The following is a 19,628-nucleotide window of genomic DNA, read 5'->3' on the forward strand; positions in this document are numbered from 1 at the left end:
GCTCATGCTGGCCATCGGCCTGGCCGCCGGCGCCCTTGCGGCCCACGCGGGCGGCTCGGTCGCGGCGCAGCTGCTGGCCGCGGCCGCGGTCGGGTCTGCGGGCGTGGTGGGCTGCTATGTGTTCCGTAAAAAGAACCCGGGCGCCCAGCCCGCATCGAGCAACCGCGACGTGAACATGGATGTGGGCGAGTCCGTGAACGTGGAGATCTGGAACGCCGACGGCACCGCGCAGGTGCGCTACCGAGGCGCCCAATGGACGGTGGTTCTGCGCCCCGGCAATGCCCCCTCCTCCGGCATGCACCGCGTGGCGGAAGTCATCGGCAACCGGCTGCTGGTCGACAAGCTCTGAGGCCGCCCCCCCCACGCACCGCCACAACGCAACGCAAAGCGCCCACCCCAATCTTCACCATCGCAAAGGACCCCATGGAAATCATTGCCCTCGTCATCGTCGTCATCGCCGGCATCTTCATCGCTCGCTCGGTGAAGGTGGTTCCCCAACAGAACGCCTGGGTCAAGGAGCGGCTGGGCAAATATGCCGGCACCCTCACGCCGGGGCTGAACTTCCTCGTGCCATTCGTCGACCGTGTGGCCTACAAGCACAGCCTCAAGGAAATTCCGCTCGACGTGCCCAGCCAGGTCTGCATCACGCGCGACAACACCCAGCTGCAGGTGGACGGCATCCTCTACTTCCAGGTGACCGACCCCATGCGCGCCAGCTACGGCTCCAGCAACTACATCATGGCCGTCACCCAACTGGCCCAAACGTCGCTGCGCAGCGTGATCGGCAAGCTCGAACTCGACAAGACCTTCGAAGAGCGCGACATCATCAACGCCCAGGTGGTCCAGGCGATCGACGAGGCCGCTTTGAACTGGGGCGTGAAGGTGCTGCGCTACGAAATCAAGGACCTCACGCCGCCGGCCGAAATCCTGCGCTCCATGCAGGCGCAGATCACGGCCGAGCGCGAAAAAGCGCGCCCTGATCGCCGCTTCGGAAGGCCGCCGCCAGGAGCAGATCAACATCGCCACCGGCGAGCGCGAAGCCTTCATCGCACGGTCGGAGGGCGAAAAGCAGGCGCAGATCAACAACGCCCAGGGCGAGGCCGCCTCCATCACAGCCGTGGCCGAAGCCACCGCCCAGGCCATCGAACGAGTCGCCGCGGCCATCCGGCAGCCGGGCGGCGAACAGGCCGTGCAGCTGAAGGTGGCCGAGCGCGCCGTGGACGCGTACGGCAAGGTGGCCGCCGATGCGACCACCACGCTGATCGTGCCCAGCAACATGAGCGAAGTGTCCGCCCTGATCGGCTCCGCCATGAAGATGGTTCAAACGACCCAACGCGCGCCTTGAACGGCGCTTCAACGGTTTTTCCTAAAACGGGCCAAAACCACTGCTACAATCGCGGGCTTCGGAGAGGTGGATGAGCGGTTTAAGTCGCACGCCTGGAAAGCGTGTGTGGGCTAATCCCCACCGCGGGTTCGAATCCCGCCCTCTCCGCCAGATACAGCTCTAAGTCATTGATTTTCAAAGACTTTTAGTCAAGTCATCAAACCGTTATACGGCTGGTTATACGGTTACTTTCAGCCAGTTTTGGCTCAGGAAGTGGCACCCCCACCAGCCTGAAGAAGTTCTAGCGCCCCCGGCCCTAGAACTTTTTTTCATTGGTGGCTTCCCTTTTGACATCAACCCCCACCAGCCCGGTACCAAGCGCCAGTGCAGCCCCCTGCGGCTTTCCTGCCAGCGCCACCATGCCGCACATCAGCAGCCAGTGCTCGGTCGCCTTGAGCGCCGTCTCCAGTGCCCAGCGCTTCACGTCGGCCACCAGCATATCCCTAGGCACCCACACCGCTTCATCCCAGTGCCATGTCGCCAACCATGTGGCTTGGTGACCGCCATTTGCACTGGCATACCGCAACTGCGCGCCCGGTGCCCAGCCGCCTCAAACCGCTCGGCAATGGCCGCTTGGTGCATTGCCGACAGCCGCCCCTCGCCCTGAATCTCCAGCCACAGCCCCAAGCCTTGTGCCCAACTCCGTTGGCGCAGTCGCAGCGCTGTGACCACAGGCGCGTTGGCCTGCAGTTCTCTTGCCTGGGGTTCCAGCACAACGCCAGCTTCGCCGTAACGCAATGCCGACGTTGGTGACAACTCGACGCGCCATTCGTCACCGCTGGCTGCTATGCCTCTCTCCTGGGCTACATGCACCTGCAACGCTTCGGCCACACACTGCCACCACAGCACCCGCAGGCCTGGCGCATCGTCAACACCCATCGCTGCCCGCTCCCAACAGGCTACTTGCCGGGCCAGCACCCTTTGCGGCACTCCCATTGCCTCTGCCGCATCCCGAAACGCCAGCATGGCAGGCCCCTCGCTGACCGAATGCCCCAGCGCCCTGCGGGCAAACCGCAGCACCCAGGCATGGTCCGTGCGCCCTGACTTGGCTTGCCACAACAGCACCACCGCCACAGCGCCCAACGTATCGAGCGATTCCCGCAAGGCTTCTTCAAACCCGGCTGTGCCCATCCACGCATGCCACTGCCCCAGCTCGGCGATGTCATACGTTGCCATGAACCACACCAGCAAGCGCAGCGCCCGCGCATGTTCAGGGGCCTCTACACCCCACAGCAAGCGCGCCACTTCGGCATCGCCTTCGTCACTTTGCGGGTACTGCTCCAGCAAGGCTTGCAGATCCCGCCAGGACGCCAAGCCCAGGCGGTGGCGGGCGTGTTTGCAGAAATACCGCACTGCAGCCATGCGCTGGGGTTGTGCGGGCGGGGTGTGCAGCGCCGTGTCAACCACCTCCAACACCAGCTGCGCCGCACCATCACCGGCTTCGTGTAGGGATGCCAGCCCAGGCAGGGGCGGCAACTCCAGCAGCGCAGTGAGCAACCGCTCCAGCGGCGGGGGCATCAAGGAATCGTCGGTCATTGCAAAGCACCTCCAAACAAAACAGCTCAAAAACGAACTCCCGCCCGCCATGCGCTCATGCAGCAGCGGCACTTGGCTCACAGCCCAGCGCTACGGAAAGCGGAAGTTCAGGAAGAAGAAAAAGAAAGAGAAACCGAGGAAAACAAGCCAAACGGCCTACTCGCCCTCTTGCGCCTGCATCACAGGCGACAGCACCAACACCGCGTCGATGTTCACGCGCTCACTGAGCGTGGCCACCACACGCCGTGGCTGCTTGCTCGTCCAGCCGGTCAGCATGGCATTCCAGGGCACCAGCGGTATCGGGGCCATGGCCGGGTCCAGCACCAGCAAGTCGGCGGGTTCCTCCGCCTCAAAGCGCAAGCCCACGGCCAGCACCCAATGCATGTAGCGCTCCGTAGAAAAGCACACCAAGCACAGCTTTCCACCGGCAAGGGCATCCAAGGTGCGTTCCGCCACGCGTGAGCGCAATTCCTTGCAGTGCACCTGCTCGGCATAGGGGGCCAGTTGCTGCAGCAGCTCTTGGACCTCGCAGCCATCAAAGTAGTAGCGCTGCGCCACTTTGCGCAGCGCTTGCAGGCGCGCGTCGCGGGTGTCCCAAATCAGCGCATTGCGCCGCACTTGGCCCAGCACCATCAATGCCATCAAAACGCAGTGGTAGCCGCAAGTGGCATCCACCTCCCCCTGGCGCACATGCAGCCGCTGGTTGCCCACCATGGGGCCATGCATGCCAGCACTGATGCGGGGGTGGCAATGGTAGGAATGCAGCATTGCTCAGTATTCCTCCGGCAGCAGCAAGGTGGTCGAGCGCCGGTCGGCCTCCGTGATGATCCACAGCCTGTGGTTCGGGGGGATGTCATAGGCCGACAGCAAACGGCTGCCGTAAGTGAGCGCCGCAGCATTCGCTTGCTTGTCTTCCTGGCACAAGTCACCCCAATCCCCGGCGACGTGGCGCAGCACAAACGGCAGCGGTGCCAACTGCAGTGCTTCGAGCATATCGATTGCGCCGGGGGTGATCAGCACGGTGCCCAAGCTGAACAAGGGAGTGCGTTGTTGTTCGTAACGCGCGCATGCGGCGGCCTGACCAGGCGAAGAGGTCATGGGAAAGCTCCTGAGAAAAAGAGAAAGGGAGAAGGAAAAAGAACGAAGCGCAGCTATGCGCTCGGCACCACCGCCAGCACACCCCGGCGCGATCTGCCACCACACAACCCATCACCGCCGCGATGACACGGCCACGGCGGTGCCACGCGTGCTGTCATGGCGACAGCCGCGCGCACGCTACCGTGGGGTTACGGCGCGAGGGAAATCAAGCAGGGGGATGGGGAGAATGCGACCTGGGAATACAGGCGGGAGATTTCGATACTGGCTTTTTATTTGGCTGCAAATAGCCGACATTCAAATCATCAATTCGAATGCAATCATTATATCACAACGCCAAATCAACGCAATAAAAAGCAATTATATCAATATCCAACAAGTAGCCAGCCATTCGCTCCCCAGGCATCGATAGCACTGTTGATTTGGAGATATCGGTATTTATACCACTTAATATGAATAGGCGCTCATGCCAAAGTATTTGATCTGCAATTAACTTGAGGACTTTGCTTTGGTTTGAACAAAAAAATGCAATCCCCCTCTTAAATACGCTTTCCTTGATCCTCAAGCCAAATTTATCAACGAGTTCATCATAAAGCTGATCTTTGTTTTCTTTGTATTTATGCCTTTCCTTGGGATTTTTCGATTTATAAAGACCTTTTATCTTGCCGGAGCCTACTGCCCTCTCTATGGTGTTTTTATTAATTCCACATTCCCAACCCCAATTGTTTTTCTCGCGTCTCTTTTGTTCTTTATGTCCGATGGTGCATGCGAAATTAATGGCGCAATAAGCTTGATGTCGAATTGCAATTCTTCGGCGGATGGAATGCCGCCTAGGATGTAGAGATCAATTGGCTTTGACTTGCTATATTTAGTCTCCTCCTGGGCTACGTATGAAACCTCAAACTTGCGACTCGCCTTTTTCGTCCGCCACTTTGCATAGCTTTTCAAGAGTCTTTCTGAAGGCAGGATTCCATCGAATACTAAAGCAAACCAAATTCTGTACCAGGTAATTTTCTTAAGTTTGGTTTCTGGATTCAATTTTGGAATAGAAGGCTGTAGCCTCTTCGAAATTTCTGCAACCACAGCCAGATCGTTTTTGGCGGCAATTTCGGCCTCATCTGCACTCGACTTGATTGGCAAAGAGAATTTGACGACCGGTCGAGATGATCTTTCACCTTCGGGTTTTTCTATTGCTGCAGCGATATCCTGGTTTTTAATACCTGTAGCCAATTCAATAAATCTCGAATAAGTCCAGTTTAAATCCAAGCGACTGAGGTTTTCCGGAAAATTCATGGCATGTGATGGGTCAAGGGTGAATGAATACGTGTGCGGCAACTTAGCGGGAGTGCGTCGCCCCGTCAGGTGCTCCGCCCGTCACCTTGCCAGCGAGAGCATCTCTCCTCTCCAATTTTTAGGGTCTGAGAGCGCCTCCTTCCTGTTTGCTGGGGCGCATCAAGGATTGTTCAACTACCGAAGTTTTCCTCTTTCCTCTTAGTTTAAAACGCCAGCAGAGCCACTGTCTTCATCTTTCCTCTCCACACATTGGCGCAGTGTTTTTTTTCACGCGATGGTTCGCGCCAACGTCTTGAGCTAAATGCGCGTAAAGCAAGCAGTGGCGCGGCTTAGCGCGGAGTTGAACAACATTCGGAAAAAAAAACTGTGAACCCTGATGGCTGGATGCAGCGCACGTCGCGCTGGTCCGTAGCACATACCTGGAGTTCATCCATGAATGAGAAGCTGCAAGCCGTCACGGCCTACCAAGTGAAGTTGCCACGCAAGCGCACTGCGTCGGCCCCCACCCTTCCCGATCCCCTGCGCAATTTCAACGGCCTTCCCGATCAGGCCTTCGTACGCCTCCCCGTAGTGCTGATGCTGCTGGGGGTATCCCGCTCGACCGTTTGGCGTTTGTGTAAATCCGGCGCGTTGCCTGCTCCAAAAAAGCTGGGTAGCCATATTGCCGTTTGGCAAGTTAAGGATCTGCGCGAAGTATTGAATTCGGGTTCACTTTGGACGCATTCTGCTTCGGCATAAATTGCGGATTTATCAAACGCTCGGGAAACCAAGAAAACCCGATTTGATGCTGCCGTAGAGCTGTTTTTCAGTGGTTTTGAGGGTTTTGGCGGTGATGTCGTCAAAAGCGAATGTGCTGGTTACTAGTAATTGATTGACTATGACTAGCTCACCACCACCAACCACTCATCAACCACTAGAGCGGATCAACTAGCGGACCAACTATTTAACCAACCTGTAGCGTGCTTGCGTGATATGCAATATCGCCCATAAGGGCATCGTTGCAAGCACCAAAATCACAATTGAAAGCTTTTATGTCTGATTCTCAAACGTCCATCTTCTATATGCCAGCACCCCGCAAAAAGCATGGGGCCATCAACTTTCCTGCAAAGTATGGAATCATCTTTCACAATAAAGAGGTCTGTCACCTCAATACTATGAGTGATCACATTAAGGGCCTAACAAAGGCTAATAATAAGATCATTGCGAAGTTGAATGGTGACTTTCAGGTGTACGCCTACCAGCTATCAGTGAATCACCCTGCAACGCTGATCGGCAACAACGTATTGATGAGCAATGCTGTCTACCAGGCTGCGCTCACCCATAAATACCAGCTGCAGATCAATCTTGCGGAATCGGGGGGCGTCGACCCGGCGTATGTGAAGACTATTAGCTTGAAGCACTGCGAGTTTCAGGAGATCACGCTGACTTACTGCTTGGAGTTTGAGTCGGCGAAGCTGGCGGCAACCCTTCTATCAAAGCTCAAGCGTTATGCGGGGGTGGTGCTGAAGTCCCCCCGCAATCACGGCGAAAAAATCTCCAAGAAGGTTGGGGTTTCCGCATCTGGGGATACTCAGTCTTGGTACATCAACAAGGTCGATGGGCGCTCGGTATTGTTCTACGTGAAGGATCGAAACCAGCCGAACAAGTTTTCTAGCTTTGAGTCGCCGGAGGTGGCGGGTGATATCTACGCCATCGGCAAGCGCGTGCTGCGGGTGGAAATCAAACTCAGCACCAAATACCTTGCGGAGAGCGGGCTGAGCAAGCCAAGCGCTTGGCGCGGAACCAAGGGCAAGGCGGTGTATCAGCAGCAGTTCGATTGGCTTCGTACGTTGCTGAAGGTGGATGCGGACTACCGGGTCAACAAGCCACAGCAGCGCCATATTGGTCAGCTGTCGGTATGTGACATGCTGGTACTCGATTGGCACCTCAAGGGCAAGCCCATGAATCGCTTCCCGGAGTTCAAGTCAGGCGAGTGGAAGAAGTCGCCGATCAAGCAGCGTATCCAGGAGCGCCTGCGCATCGACATTGATATTCCCTGGAAGACCCAGTGCCGCATCGCGATCCCTGGGCTGAGCGAGTTGCTGTCGCTGGATCGGTTGGTTGAGCCACCGAAGGAGTTGCTGGCGCATTGCCATATGCCTGCCACGGTCAAGCGCAAGAACCGTGAGCTGCGCAAGCGTGTTGATGCGGCACTTGCTGCGGCGCAGATCAAGTGGGATGCGAAGGTGCGTGGCAAGGGCAAGGCCACGAGTAAAGGCAAGAGCAAAGCCAATAGCAGTGTTGCTGGCAATGGCACAACGGCCTCGATCCCGGTCTCCACGCTGTGGGCGGTTTTGGAGGGGTTCCGCAAGGCGGGGGTCCAGGTGCACTTTCCCTCGGACGGGACGACCAGCGATGTGTCTAACTTGATGGGGTAAGTTGTGGGTGCCGCCCCTTGGGCTTTCCCCAAGGGGCAGTGCCATCACCGTGGTGCGATATACCCTTTTGGAAGGTGGTCTGCCTTCCAGCGGCTGAGTGCAGGATAGTTCAGCACGGCATAGGGTGATCCTGGGGCGGCGCGATCCCGTTACTCACTTAGAGTCTCTTGGTGATGTGGGTCTTGCGCTCGCCGCCCTACTCTGGTTACAAGGCTGCAGAAAATCTCAACCGCTCGCCATCACGCGCTTCATCTTGCACTATTCTTGGGCAGCGTCTTGACCACGCAAAGCATCACGAGGGTAGAGTAAAAATGACAGTAGAAGCGATTGTCGAACTACGCGTATTAGTTGGAAGCCTGGGAGAAAAGTGGCAAGCCAATTGGTGGGGAACTGACTTCTTCAGTTCGACTGCGGGCGCTTTCCTTTCTCCCATATTCACCCGGTCTGTGTTCCTGGCACAGTACAACGGCGTGACGGCCGCCGCCGCCAAGGTTCATGACGATGTGATCGGCGTTGGGCGGACCATTCACCTTTTCCGCTTACCCATTGAGCTGGAGCAGTCCTGCCAAGAGGTGGTCAACGACAAAGCCTTTGTGACGCGCGTTCAAACCCACCTGGGCGATCGACAGCAAGCGCTGAATCGATTGGCTGAGCTCGCCACACCTGCACAAACGGTCAGCCCTGGTCCGTCGCTTTTGGGCCTGGTGGGCGATGACATCACCGCAGACTTGGCTCGTGCCGCCGGTGTCTATGCGGCAGCCTTCCAACAGCAGGTTCAGTCCTTCCCCTATTTGAAGGAAGCCGCGTGAGCGATCCGCGGTACCACACCACCCAACTTCAAGCCGGGTTGGGGCTGATCGAGGAAACCAAGCAGCTTCTGGAGGTCTACCAACCTGACATGTCAGCGCCCGCCTTGTACGACGCTGCGCTCGCCTCTGGACGGTTCCCTTTGGTCACCGCTCGCCGCCTACGCAATATTGTTGTGGAGTGTTTTGCGCCCAGGTACCTGCGCAGCTCTGGCGTGTCATCTAATCTCCAGCGCTTGGCCCCCCAGCTTTCGTCGGCCGAGCTTGCGCAGCTGTTCTTTCTCTACACGGCCCGGGCCAACCTCGTGCTGGCCGATTTTGTTTGCGAAGTTTTCTGGCCCCGATATGCCGCAGGTCGGAACGACCTGGAGCTGGAAGATGCCCGCACCTTTGTCGTCAACAGCGTGCGCGAAGGCAAGACGCAGAAGCCTTGGTCCGATATCACGATCAAGCGCATCGCCTCGTACCTGGTCGGCTGCTGTGTGGACTACGGTCTCTTGACGGTGACCGGTCGGCACAAGCGCTCCGTGGCCCCATACCGGATTCAACCCAAGGTGGCCCTCTACCTGGCTTATGAGCTTCGGTTCAGTGGCTTGGGCGACAACCAGGTGGTCTCACATCCAGACTGGAAACTCTTTGGCTTGGAGCCGCACGACGTTAGGGACCAACTCAAACGCCTATCGCTGCAGGGGCACCTGATTTTCCAAGCGGCATCCGATGTTGTCCACATTGGGTGGACCTACAAGAATATGGAGGAAGTGATCGATGTCATCGCTCAAGGCTGACTTCAACGAGCTCATGGAGCGTATCAAGCAAGGGCGGGAATTTGGTCACGCCAGCTTCGAGCCCATCTTCTACTTGGTCTTCCCGCCCAGCCAGATCCTGAACGTTAAGCGCGAGACGCCAGCGTGGGTTCATCGGCTCAAAAACGAAGGCTGGGACGTCGCTACTTTCTCCATCGCTGAGCACGTGGCCGACATCATCGAAAAGGCGCCGCTGCGCAAGATTTGGGTGGCTGCGGACCAGAAGGCCCCTCAGGCTTGGGACAAGACCAACGCTTCGCTGGCCAACGCCATCAGCAACGGGGCGCTGCAGGCACGCATTGAGGCCAAGTTGGCTGAACTGGAAGGCAAGACCAAAGCCATCCTGATCGTCACCGACCTGGAAGCTCTCCACCCCTACACACGCATCGGCGTGATCGAAGGCAAGCTCCAGGGCAAGTTTCATGTGCCCACCGTGTTCCTCTACCCGGGCGTGCGCACCGGCAAGACACGGCTGAAATTTTTGGGCTTCTATCCAGACGACGGTAACTACCGGTCGGTTCACGTGGGTGGCTGATCCAGGCAGGGAATCACAGTATGAACATCAAGCAGCTTTTCGACCCATCCAAGAACATCCATCGCAGCATAGAAAAGGTCATCACCTACGGTGTTTCGCAGGAGGCCAGACTCCGATCCGAAATCTCCGAATACGTGGTGACCGACAGCATCGACGAGCAGTTTGAAAACCTGCTGCTCAAGATGGAAGCCGCCATGGACGTTGGCGGTGAAAACGAAGTGGGCGTTTGGGTGTCCGGCTTCTACGGATCGGGCAAGAGCTCGTTCACCAAATACCTCGGCCTGGCCTTCGATGACAGCATCAAGATCGATGGCGTCCCCTTCATCCAGCACCTGCAGGACCGCCTGAAGCGCCAGAGCACCAAGGCGCTGCTGTCCAGCGTGGCCAAACGCTTCCCCGCCGCAGTGCTGATGCTGGACCTGGCCAGCGAGCAAGTGGCAGGTGCCACCATGGAGGAAGTCTCCACCGTCTTGTTCTACAAGGTGCTTCAGTGGGCGGGCTACTCGCGCAACCTCAAGGTGGCCGCACTGGAGCGCAAGCTCAAGAAGGAAAAGCGGTACGACGAATTCCTGGCGCTCTTCAAGGAGACGGCCGGTGGCGAGGAATGGGCCAACTACCGCAACGACGAACTCGTGGTGGACAGCCTCATCCCGGAGATCGCCCACAAGCTGTACCCCAACCTGTTCAAGACGACCACGTCCTTCACCACCGAAGCCAGCGAAATCGTCGTGTTCGAGAACGACCGCGTTCGCGAAATGCTGGAGATCGCCCGCGAAGCCTCTGGCAAGGAATACATCATCTTCATCATCGATGAAGTGGGGCAATACGTGGGGCCGCGCCCCAATCTGATCCTGAACCTCGATGGCCTGGCCAAGAACCTCAAGAACATCGGTGATGGCAAGGTCTGGATCGTGGGTACCGCTCAGCAAACGCTGACCGCTGACGACACCAAGGCAGCTTTGAACTCGCCCGAGCTGTTCAAGCTCAACGACCGCTTCCCGATCCAGATCGCACTCGAATCCAACGACATCAAAGAGATTTGCTACACGCGCTTGCTGGGCAAGTCTGCAGCGGCAGAAGCCGAACTGGGCAAGCTGTTTGACCAGTTCGGCCAGCAGCTGCGCCAGAACACCAAGCTGGTGGATGCGCGAGTCTATGGCGTAGATTTCGACCGTAAGGCTTTCACCGACCTGTACCCGTTCCTGCCCTCGCATTTCGACATCCTGCTGCACCTTCTGGGCGCGCTGGCCAAGTCCACCGGCGGCATCGGCCTGCGGTCGGCCATCAAGGTGGTGCAAGACATCTTGATCGACGGGTCTGAAGGCAAGCCCGCCGTAGCAGAGCAGCCCGTTGGCTGGCTGGCCACCACGGTCACATTGTTCGACGCACTGGACAAAGACATCAAGCGCGCCTTTGCCTCGCTGCACGCAGCGGTGGAGAAGGTCACCAAGATCCGCTTCACCCATTCGGTGCTGCACCAGGACATCGCCAAGACAGTCGCGGTACTGCAAATCCTGGGCAACCTGCCCATCACGCGCCAGAACGTCACCAGCTTGATGCACGGCAGCGTGTCCGCCTCCTCGCAGGTAGACGCCATCGCCAAGGCCGTTGAAGACCTGATCAACGACCCCATCGTGCCGTTTGGCGAACAAGACGGCAACCTCTGCTTCTTCAGCGAAAAGCTGAACAACATCGAGCAAGAGCGCAGCCAGGTCGCCCTGCGCGGCGTAGAACTGCGCCGCATCGTCAACGAAGCATTGACCGGCGTCTACGCCCCGCTGCCCACCACGCAGTTGCACGGCTCGTATGCCGTGTCCACGGGGCTGAAGTCGCAGTCCGCGGGCGGCATCCCTGCATCGCTGGCGGGTGAGCGCAACCCCATCCAAACCGTGGTGGAGTTGTCTGACCCCAAAGAGGTGGATACCGTGCGCACCCGCCTCACCGACGAGTCGCGTCACAACAGCTCCCGCTTCAACATCTTCCTGGTCGGGCGCACCACGCCCGAAATGGACGAACTCACGGCCGACATCTTCCGCTGCCGCGAAATCGCCACTCGGTATCGCAACGACCCAGACCAGGAAATTCGCGAGTACTGCAACGCCCAGGCCGACCGTGCCGAACAGTTGGCCGGCAAGTTGCGCCTGCAAATCCAGCGCAGCCTGCTGCAAGGCTCGTTCATCTTCCGCGGCCAGGTGGTGGCGGTGGACACCCTGTCGGCCGATCTGTTGGAGGCCGCGCGCAAACACCTGAGTGAAGTGGCCGAGCAGGTCTTTGACAGATACGCCGAAGCGCCTGTGCGCGCGGGCACCGATCTGGCGGAAAAGTTCTTGCGAACAGGCAACCTCGCAGGCATCACCAGTGCAATCGACCCGTTGAACCTGGTGCAGACCCAGGGCGGGCGCCACAGCGTGCGCACCGACCACCTGGCCATGATCAGCATCCGCGATTACATCGACCGCAATGGCATGGTCGAAGGCAAGCGCCTGACCGACGTGTTCAGCGACGCACCGTTCGGTTGGTCGCCCGACACCTTGCGCTACGTTCTGGCCGCCATGCTGGTGGCTGGAGAAATCAAGCTCAAGGTGGCTGGGCGCGAGGTCACCGTCAACGGCCAACAAGCCATCGACGCCCTCAAGACCAACAACGCGTTCAAGAGCATCGGTATTGCGCTGCGGGGTGGCGACAGACCGTCGAACGAAGTCTTGGCTCGTGCCGCTACAAGCCTCACCGAGCTGACAGGCGACTCCGTCATTCCGCTGGAAGACGAAATCAGCAAAGTCACCACCAAGCTGTTCACCCAGCTGCAGCACCAATACGGTCCGCTAACTGAGAAGGTCCGCGCGCTGAACCTGCCTGGAGTCGACCGCCTGGAGAGCTTGACGCAAGAAATCAACGACGTGCTGCTGACCGACGCGTCGGACGCTCCACGCCGCCTGGGCAACGAAGCGTCCGAACTCTTCAACAGCCTCAAGTGGGCGGCAGAGGTCAAGCTCAAGCTGGAGCAGGGCCTGGAGCCCACTCTGCAGGAGCTGGGAAAACACTGCACCACCATCGGCAGCCTGCCCAATGTGGCCCTGCTGGCCACGTTGAAAGAAGAGTTGTCAGAAGACCTGGCCCTGATTCAGCAACGCCTGCAGCAGGCGGACTTTTTCCGCTACGCGGCCGACTTCAACACCAGCCTGACCACGCTCCGCGCCCGCGTGCGCGACACAGTGCTGGCCATGCAGGACCTCATCAAGCAGCGCGTCAAAGACGCCGAGGTGGACCTCAAGCGCGTGCCCGAGTGGTCCAAGCTCACCCAGCAGGAACAAACCGAGCTGCTGGGCAGCCTGGACCGCTTGGTGGTGCAAGCCCCGGCAGACCTGACCGGGCTGACTGTTACCTTCAACACCGACTATGAACTGCAGTCCCTGGTGCAGACCCTCAAGCACCGCATTGAGAAGCTGGGGCAGCAACGCATCAAGGAGGAGCTGGAGGCGGCTCAACCCAAGGTAATTGACGGTGCCCCCCAAGAGCCGCGCAAGCCCGTGTTGCGCAGCTTCAAGGCCCGGAGACAGATCACCAAACTCGAAGACCTGGACACGCTCATCGTCAACCTGCAACAGGTACGAGGCGAACTCAAGTACGCCCACGCGTTTGACCTCAGCATTGAACTGGGAGACGAGTGAGCATGGCGTTCGATCAAAACACTCGGGGGCGCCTGCAGAAGCTTGTCAACGCCTGCCGGGCCTTGCTCAGTGACGACTTCAGCATCCAGCTGCAGCAGGTCTATGGCCTGGACCCCAAAACGGGTGAAGTCACGCCCATGGCGCGACTGACCCACCTAGACGATCGCCAACGCCACACCGCCCAAGTGCTGCGCCAGGTGCTGGGCCACTACCTGGGAGCTGACGCGGACGACACCGAGCACCGCATCGCCGTCATCGACCGCATGGTTCGCGAGCAGGCCTTTACCGTGCTCAACCGCATGGCCGCGCTGTTGATGATGGAAGCCCGCGGCCAGCTGTTCGAATCCGTCAGCAAGGCCTACCAGTCCAGAGGCTTTCAGAGCTACGCACGCCTGGCAGGCACCGCCCTGGGTGAAACCGGGCAGGCCTATCAGGCTTACCTATTCAGCCTGTTCGACGAGCTGGCGCAAGAGCTGCAAGGCCTGTTCGATCGTTTTGCGGCCAACGGCCTGCTGTTCCCGCGCGAGACGGCGCTGCGCGCCCTGCTGGACGAACTGAACCACCCTGACATCACCCCCTTGTGGGCTGAAGACGAAACCATCGGGTGGATCTACCAGTACTTCAACTCGAAAGAAGAGCGCAAGGCCATGCGCGAGGCCAGCCAGGCCCCGCGCAACAGCCGCGAGCTGGCCGTTCGCAACCAGTTCTTCACGCCTCGTTACGTGGTTGAGTTTTTGGTGGACAACACCCTCGGCCGCCTCTGGTACCAAGCCACCCAAGGCACCACCGCGCTCAAGGACCGCTGCCAGTACCTGCTCTGCACCCCTCGTGATGTGTTTCTCCGTCGGTTTGACGCAGACGACCTGCGCCCAGGCTCGGTGGCGGCACTCGTTCAGGCGGGCCAGTGGTCGGAACTGCCCGCCTTCGACACCAGCGAAGCCGGTGTGCAGGCCATGATCGAGCTTGCGCACTGCGTCAACACCTACGACCGCCACCACAACGACACCTGGGGCGACTATTTCCAGCGGCTTGAAGCAGCCTTGCGCGCTCAGCGCTATGAATCGTTGTCCACGCAAGAGCTGTGGGACGGTGTGTTTCTCATTTGCCGGGCTGACCGCCATGGTGGCGATGGCAGCGTTTACCAAGAGCGCTGGTTCGTGGGTGCTTGCCAAACCATCTTGGAACGCCTCAAAGCGGACGACGCGCAGCAAAAACCGAACGTCATTGCTTTCCACGTGGTTCGCGACCCCCGCACTTTGAAGCTGCTGGACCCGGCCTGCGGCTCCATGCACTTTGGCCTCTACGCTTTTGATCTGTTTGCCGAGATCTACCGTGAGGCATGGGCCTGGGAGCACCAGCACGGCCCAGGCTCGCTGGATGTGTCGACACAACCTCAGATTTCGCTCAAGCCCCTGTGCCAGACCTACGCAGACGAAGAGTCATTTCTGCGCGATATACCTCGCCTGATCATCGAGCACAACATCTACGGTGTGGACATCGATCCGCGCGCCGCCCAAATCGCCTCGTTGGCGCTGTGGCTGCGGGCCCAGCGCGCCTGGCACGAAGCAGGCGTGAAGGCCAAAGACCGCCCGTTGATCGGACACGGCCATGTGGTTGCTGCCATTGCCCCGCCGGCAGAGCGGGAGTTGCGCCAGCAGTTTGCGGCCAGCCTGGATCCCCGCGACGCCGAGTTGTTTGAGAAGACTTTGCAGCTGCTCAAGGGGCTGCCCGAGATGGGCGTACTGCTGCAGGTCGAACGTGAGTTACCGAGCCTTATTCGCCAGGTCTATGTGGGCAAAGGCACCGGTCTTTTTGCCCAAGAGGAGCGGGCGGATTGGCTGGCAGCCGAGGCTCGGCTGCGCCAGGCATTGAGCGACTTTGCGCAGGCAGCGAAGTCGACCTATCAGGGGCGGCTGTTTGCGCAGGATGCCTTGCAGGGGTTGCGGCTCATCGATCTGTGCCGAGAGGTCTTCGATGTGGTGGTGATGAACCCACCGTTCGGCGCGCTGGCTGTAAACACCAAGGATCAGCTTGCTAAGTCTTACAAGTACAGCAAAAACGACTTGCTTGCCATCATGGTCGAAAGAGGTCTGGAACTACTGCGTGCGGGAGGACGCATTGGCGCCATTACCTCTCGCACCTGCTTCTTTCTCTCCAGTTTTCAAAGGTGGCGCCAAAAAATTGTGCTCGGTATGGCAAACCCAGAGGTGATGGCTGACCTTGGGCTCGGGGTCATGGATGATGCACTGGTAGAGGCATCAGCGTACGTGCTGGAGAAGAAGTAATGACCCTATTCATAAATCTGCTTGCCGATTCAAACAAGCTTGAAGCGCTTGGAAGCTCCGTTCGGAATTTTAGGGTCGATAGGGGCGATCAACGAATCTTCTTGAGCTCCCCTGACACGTTTCACGATCTGCCGGGAACCTCGTTTGCGTATTGGGTTGGGAGCTCTGTTCGAGCTGCTTTCAAGCGCTTTCCAGCTTTTGAGAGTGAGCTAACGGGTTTATTGGCAAAGCGTGGCGTAAATTCTAATGACGATTTTCGTTTTATTAGGCTTTGGTGGGAGCCATCGTCAAGCTGTAATCGCTGGGTGGTTCATCCGAAGGGTGGAAAGTACCATCCCTTCTACTCAGAATTGAGCTTGGTTATCGATTGGCACCCTAATGGTCGTCACTTAGAGGCAGAGCGGGTTACTGACCGCGTATATTCACACGCCATTATTCCGAGCCGAGAACTGTATTTCCGGGCCGGCCTTACCTGGGCGCTCAGAACCAAGAGTCGTCTTTCCATGCGGGTGATGCCCAAGGGATGCGTGTTTGGTAGTAAAGGTCCCGCAGTGATTGCTCCAGGCGATGATGAAAACACATTGCTGTCGGCTCTTGCGCTTTGCTCAAGTGCGGCCTACTACGCATTTGTGGAAGTGCAACTTGCTGCCGCCGATGCGAAACCTGGTGGCGCTGCGCATTCATTTGAAGTGGGCGTGATACAGAACACACCGCTTCCGCCCCTGGGAGCCGCGACGCGAGAAACTCTTGCGTCGCTCGCGAGACGCGCTTGGTCACTAAATCGCACGCTGGACACCACCGATGAAGTTTCCCATGCCTTTTCGCTACCAGCAGCGTTGTGTGCATCTCTTGGTGATTACGACCCGCAGGCTATCGAACTAGAACTAGCACGCATACAGGCTGAGATCGAAGTTATCGCATTTGACCTCTACGGCTTCAGCGATGCTGACCGGGCTAAGGTGCATGGTGGCCAGTTTGCAGCCAATGAGGGCGATGCCGACTCAAGCGCAGACGACGAGGATGATGATGAAGACGGCGCTCCGTCAATCGACCAGACGGCTGGATTGTTGACCTGGGCCATCGGCGTGGCCTTCGGTCGTTTCGACATTCGGATTGCGACTGGCGAGCGCGCCACTCCGCCTGAACCCGAGCCCTTCGACCCACTGCCGGCGAAAAGCCCAGGCATGTTGCCCGACGGTGATGCACCGTTTCATCCTAACGCAGGCATCTTGGTCGATGACCCAGGCCATGAGCACGACCTGGTCCGCATCGCCGAGCATGTTTTAGAGCGAGTGGACATGCCGGTGCCAGCGGACCTGCGCCGCTGGTTGCTGAAAGATTTCTTCCCCTTCCACCTGCAGCGGTATTCCAAGAGCCGTCGCAAGGCACCGATCTACTGGCCGCTGTCCACCGCCTCCGGCAGCTACACCCTGTGGCTGTACTACCCCAGCCTCACCAGCCAGACGCTGTACACCGCCATCAACGATTTCGTCGAACCCAAGCTCGTCGATGTGGTGAAAGAAGCTGCCGGGCTGAAGGCCAAACGCAGCGCTCGTAACCGAGAGGAAGAGAGGCGCCTGGAAGCCCTGACCACCCTGGAAGCCGAACTGACCGACCTGCGCGACCAGCTCCAGGCCATCGCTCCACGGTACCTGCCCAACCACGACGACGGCGTCCAGATCACCGCGGCTCCTCTGTGGCCGCTGTTCCGCCACAAGCCCTGGCAAAAGGTGCTCAAAGACACCTGGGCCAAGCTGCAGAAGGGCGACTACGACTGGGCGCACCTGGCCATGAACTACTGGCCCGAGCGCGTACGCGAGAAGTGCAAGACCGATAAGTCCCTGGCCATCGCGCATGGTCTGGAGGATGTGTACGTTGAGCCAGAGGCTGCACCCAAGAAAACCAGGGGCAGAACGAAGAAGGAGGACGCTGAATGAGCGTGATGCAGCAGTCGAGCCGGGCTCAGGACCGGACCTTGGGCGTGTGGTTCCAGCACATTCAGCAGGGCATGATCAAGTTGCCCCGGTTTCAGCGCTTTGAGGCCTGGGACCGCGGGCGCATCACGAGCTTTTTGAACACGGTTATCAGCAACCTGCCGGTGGGCGTCACACTCGCCCTGGAAGTGGCCGGGGTTGAAAAGTTCGAGTCGCGCTACATCGTCAGCGCCGAGCCTGCCTCGACCGGCACGGTCACCCAACACTTGCTAGACGGCCAGCAGCGCCTGACCGCTTTTTGGCGGTCCATGCACAACAACTACGAGTGGGAGACCTTCTATGTCTACCTGCCGCAGTTCGATCGCACCCATCAGAACAAAGACGCTGACGCCGAGGTGCGGTGCGTCCCCCGGTGGACCAACAAACACCAGCTGCGGATGCCACGCTGGGCCGATGAGCCCGCCAAATGCTTAGAGCGGGGCTTGTTGCCGGTGCACCTGCTTCGGCCAGGCGACCTTTCTTCTGAGATCGATACATGGTTGACGCAGGCGACCAAGCCATTGGAGCCGTCAGACACGGACCCTGATGCGCTTGCCAAGTACAAGGCCTACACGGCCATGCGCGACAAGATCAAGGCTGAGATCACCTCCCTCCGAGAGAGGGTCACGCACTTCAACTTGCCTTATCTGTCGCTGCCGTCGGATACCAGCAAGGACGTGGCGCTGCAGGTGTTCATCAACATGAACACCAACAGCAAGCCGCTGTCGCTTTACGACATCATCGTGGCCGAGGTGGAAAGTGTGGCCGAGCGGTCTCTGCACGACCTCGAAGCCGCCTTGGTGACCAAGCACCCGAAGGCGTCCCGCTATGGCGATGTGTCTGACCTGATCCTCGCTACCTCGGCGCTGCTGCAGGAGAAGCTGCCCAATGCCCGCGGCATGGTGGAAATGGACAAGCGTGCGCTGCTGGATAACTGGCCTAAGCTGGAACGGGGTTTGGACCGCATGGCCAGCTTTCTGGAAGGGGAGCGCATTTTTGACGAAGCGCGCCTGCCCACCAACGCCGTGTTGGCTGTGATCGCGGCGGCGTATGAGCTGATACCGGAGGACGGTGACTTTTTGGCAAAGGCCGAAAAGCTGCTCAAGCGCTACCTGTGGTCGTCCTTCTTCTCCGATCGGTACGAAAACTCCGCTGCGTCGCGGGCTTATGCCGACTTCAAGGCAATCAAGGCTTTGCTGGCAAAGCGGACGTTTGACGACGCAGAGCTGACAACTGTGCCGGTGTTGAACCGCGCAGAGAGCCCGCTGGCCGACGTGGATTCATTGCTGGCGGCGCGGTGGCCCAAGGCAGCAGGCATCGAAGCGCGGGCGATCTTGGCGGTGTCGCTGTATTTGGGCGCCAACGACTTTGCAGACAACCGAACAGCCACCTACGACAGCATCCAGAAACGGGAGTACCACCACGTCTTCCCAGATGCTTTGTTGTCTGAGGCCGGAATTGAGAGCTACCTGGCACTGAATTGCGCGCTGATCACCTGGAAGACCAACCGGATCATTGGTCGCAAGGATCCGCTGGAGTATTTGAACGAGCGGGTGGCCGCTGCCGATGCGGCGACGGTCAAAGAGCGCCTGCGCTCGCACTTGATTTCCTTCGACCATTTGTCCAAGGCGCACTACGCGGGGCTGTCTGGGGACGACCTGACGAAGAAGTTAAAAGAGGACTTCGCCCAGTTCTTGCAAAGCAGAGCTGCCCTCGTCGTGGCGGCGATGAATAAGTTGGTCGCGGGTGAAACGCCTCAGTTGGAAGAGGTCTGGCAGAGCCAATCAGCGCCAGATGCTTCTTGAAGTCGGCTTGCCATTGAGGGAGGAGAAA

General features: G+C 58.8%; 15 protein-coding genes, 1 tRNA gene and 1 pseudogene. 12 read left to right on the plus strand and 5 right to left on the minus strand.

All coding sequences use genetic code 11. The features are described 5' to 3' along the window. From AC27IQ_RS01805 to AC27IQ_RS01815, 3 genes and pseudogenes are all read left to right on the plus strand, one after another. Positions 1 to 349: NfeD family protein (locus tag AC27IQ_RS01805; protein ID WP_487087783.1), on the plus strand; the 349-nt coding region annotated here is incomplete at its 5' end. Between the two features lie 74 nt (positions 350 to 423). Next, positions 424 to 1,345: pseudogene (locus AC27IQ_RS01810) on the plus strand (SPFH domain-containing protein). A gap of 60 nt (positions 1,346 to 1,405) precedes the next feature. Further along, positions 1,406 to 1,495, plus strand: a tRNA-Ser gene (locus tag AC27IQ_RS01815). Positions 1,496 to 1,640: 145 nt separating this feature from the next. Here the strand turns inward: AC27IQ_RS01815 and AC27IQ_RS01820 are convergent. The 5 genes from AC27IQ_RS01820 to AC27IQ_RS01840 form a co-directional block, all read right to left on the minus strand. Beyond that, entirely contained in the window at positions 1,641 to 1,823 is a 183-nt protein-coding gene (locus AC27IQ_RS01820; protein WP_487087785.1) for a hypothetical protein, read from the minus strand. Then, positions 1,805 to 2,920 carry a hypothetical protein gene (locus tag AC27IQ_RS01825; RefSeq protein ID WP_487087787.1) on the minus strand — a complete coding sequence of 372 codons (1,116 nt, stop codon included), beginning with the start codon at positions 2,918 to 2,920 and terminating at the stop codon, positions 1,805 to 1,807. Before AC27IQ_RS01825 ends, AC27IQ_RS01820 begins: the two co-directional genes overlap by 19 nt. A 156-nt stretch (positions 2,921 to 3,076) precedes the next feature. Beyond that, positions 3,077 to 3,688, minus strand: a complete 612-nt coding sequence (locus tag AC27IQ_RS01830; protein ID WP_487087789.1) for a hypothetical protein — start codon at positions 3,686 to 3,688, stop codon at positions 3,077 to 3,079. Between the two features lie 3 nt (positions 3,689 to 3,691). Beyond that, complete coding sequence (locus tag AC27IQ_RS01835; protein WP_487087791.1) at positions 3,692 to 4,018, minus strand: type I restriction endonuclease subunit M; 327 nt, start codon at positions 4,016 to 4,018, stop codon at positions 3,692 to 3,694. 681 nt (positions 4,019 to 4,699) lie between these two features. Continuing rightward, on the minus strand, positions 4,700 to 5,308 hold the full coding sequence (locus tag AC27IQ_RS01840; protein WP_487087793.1) for a hypothetical protein: 609 nt from the start codon (positions 5,306 to 5,308) through the stop codon (positions 4,700 to 4,702). Between the two features lie 432 nt (positions 5,309 to 5,740). Here AC27IQ_RS01840 and AC27IQ_RS01845 point away from each other — a divergent pair, with 432 nt between their 5' ends. The 9 genes from AC27IQ_RS01845 to AC27IQ_RS01885 all read left to right on the plus strand — a co-directional run bounded on the left by AC27IQ_RS01845 (position 5,741) and on the right by AC27IQ_RS01885 (position 19,600). Further along, positions 5,741 to 6,046: a helix-turn-helix transcriptional regulator gene (locus AC27IQ_RS01845; protein ID WP_487087795.1), complete on the plus strand. Its 306-nt coding sequence runs from the start codon at positions 5,741 to 5,743 to the stop codon at positions 6,044 to 6,046. Positions 6,047 to 6,339: 293 nt separating this feature from the next. Beyond that, positions 6,340 to 7,725 (plus strand): hypothetical protein, encoded by a 1,386-nt coding sequence (locus AC27IQ_RS01850; RefSeq protein WP_487087797.1) that lies wholly within the window; start codon positions 6,340 to 6,342, stop codon positions 7,723 to 7,725. Positions 7,726 to 8,036: 311 nt separating this feature from the next. After that, positions 8,037 to 8,534 (plus strand): BrxE family protein, encoded by a 498-nt coding sequence (locus AC27IQ_RS01855; RefSeq protein WP_487087799.1) that lies wholly within the window; start codon positions 8,037 to 8,039, stop codon positions 8,532 to 8,534. After that, positions 8,531 to 9,316 carry a BrxA family protein gene (locus AC27IQ_RS01860; protein ID WP_487087801.1) on the plus strand — a complete coding sequence of 262 codons (786 nt, stop codon included), beginning with the start codon at positions 8,531 to 8,533 and terminating at the stop codon, positions 9,314 to 9,316. Before AC27IQ_RS01855 ends, AC27IQ_RS01860 begins: the two co-directional genes overlap by 4 nt. After that, complete coding sequence (locus AC27IQ_RS01865; RefSeq protein ID WP_487087803.1) at positions 9,297 to 9,869, plus strand: BREX protein BrxB domain-containing protein; 573 nt, start codon at positions 9,297 to 9,299, stop codon at positions 9,867 to 9,869. Before AC27IQ_RS01860 ends, AC27IQ_RS01865 begins: the two co-directional genes overlap by 20 nt. 20 nt (positions 9,870 to 9,889) lie before the next feature. Continuing rightward, a complete protein-coding gene (brxC, locus tag AC27IQ_RS01870) occupies positions 9,890 to 13,537 on the plus strand; it encodes a BREX system P-loop protein BrxC (protein ID WP_487087805.1) in 3,648 nt (1,215 codons plus the stop codon). Positions 13,538 to 13,539: 2 nt separating this feature from the next. Next, entirely contained in the window at positions 13,540 to 15,822 is a 2,283-nt protein-coding gene (locus tag AC27IQ_RS01875) for an Eco57I restriction-modification methylase domain-containing protein (RefSeq protein WP_487087807.1), read from the plus strand. A 503-nt stretch (positions 15,823 to 16,325) separates the two neighbouring features. Next, complete coding sequence (locus AC27IQ_RS01880) at positions 16,326 to 17,759, plus strand: type II restriction endonuclease subunit M (protein WP_487087809.1); 1,434 nt, start codon at positions 16,326 to 16,328, stop codon at positions 17,757 to 17,759. Next, the gene (locus AC27IQ_RS01885) at positions 17,756 to 19,600 is read left to right on the plus strand and encodes a GmrSD restriction endonuclease domain-containing protein (protein ID WP_487087811.1); all 1,845 of its coding nucleotides are present in this window, start codon (positions 17,756 to 17,758) and stop codon (positions 19,598 to 19,600) included. The genes AC27IQ_RS01880 and AC27IQ_RS01885 overlap by 4 nt, the downstream gene beginning before the upstream one ends. The last annotated feature ends 28 nt before the right edge of the window (positions 19,601 to 19,628 follow it).

It is taken from the genome of Acidovorax sp. KPB24-07, assembly GCF_057543315.1.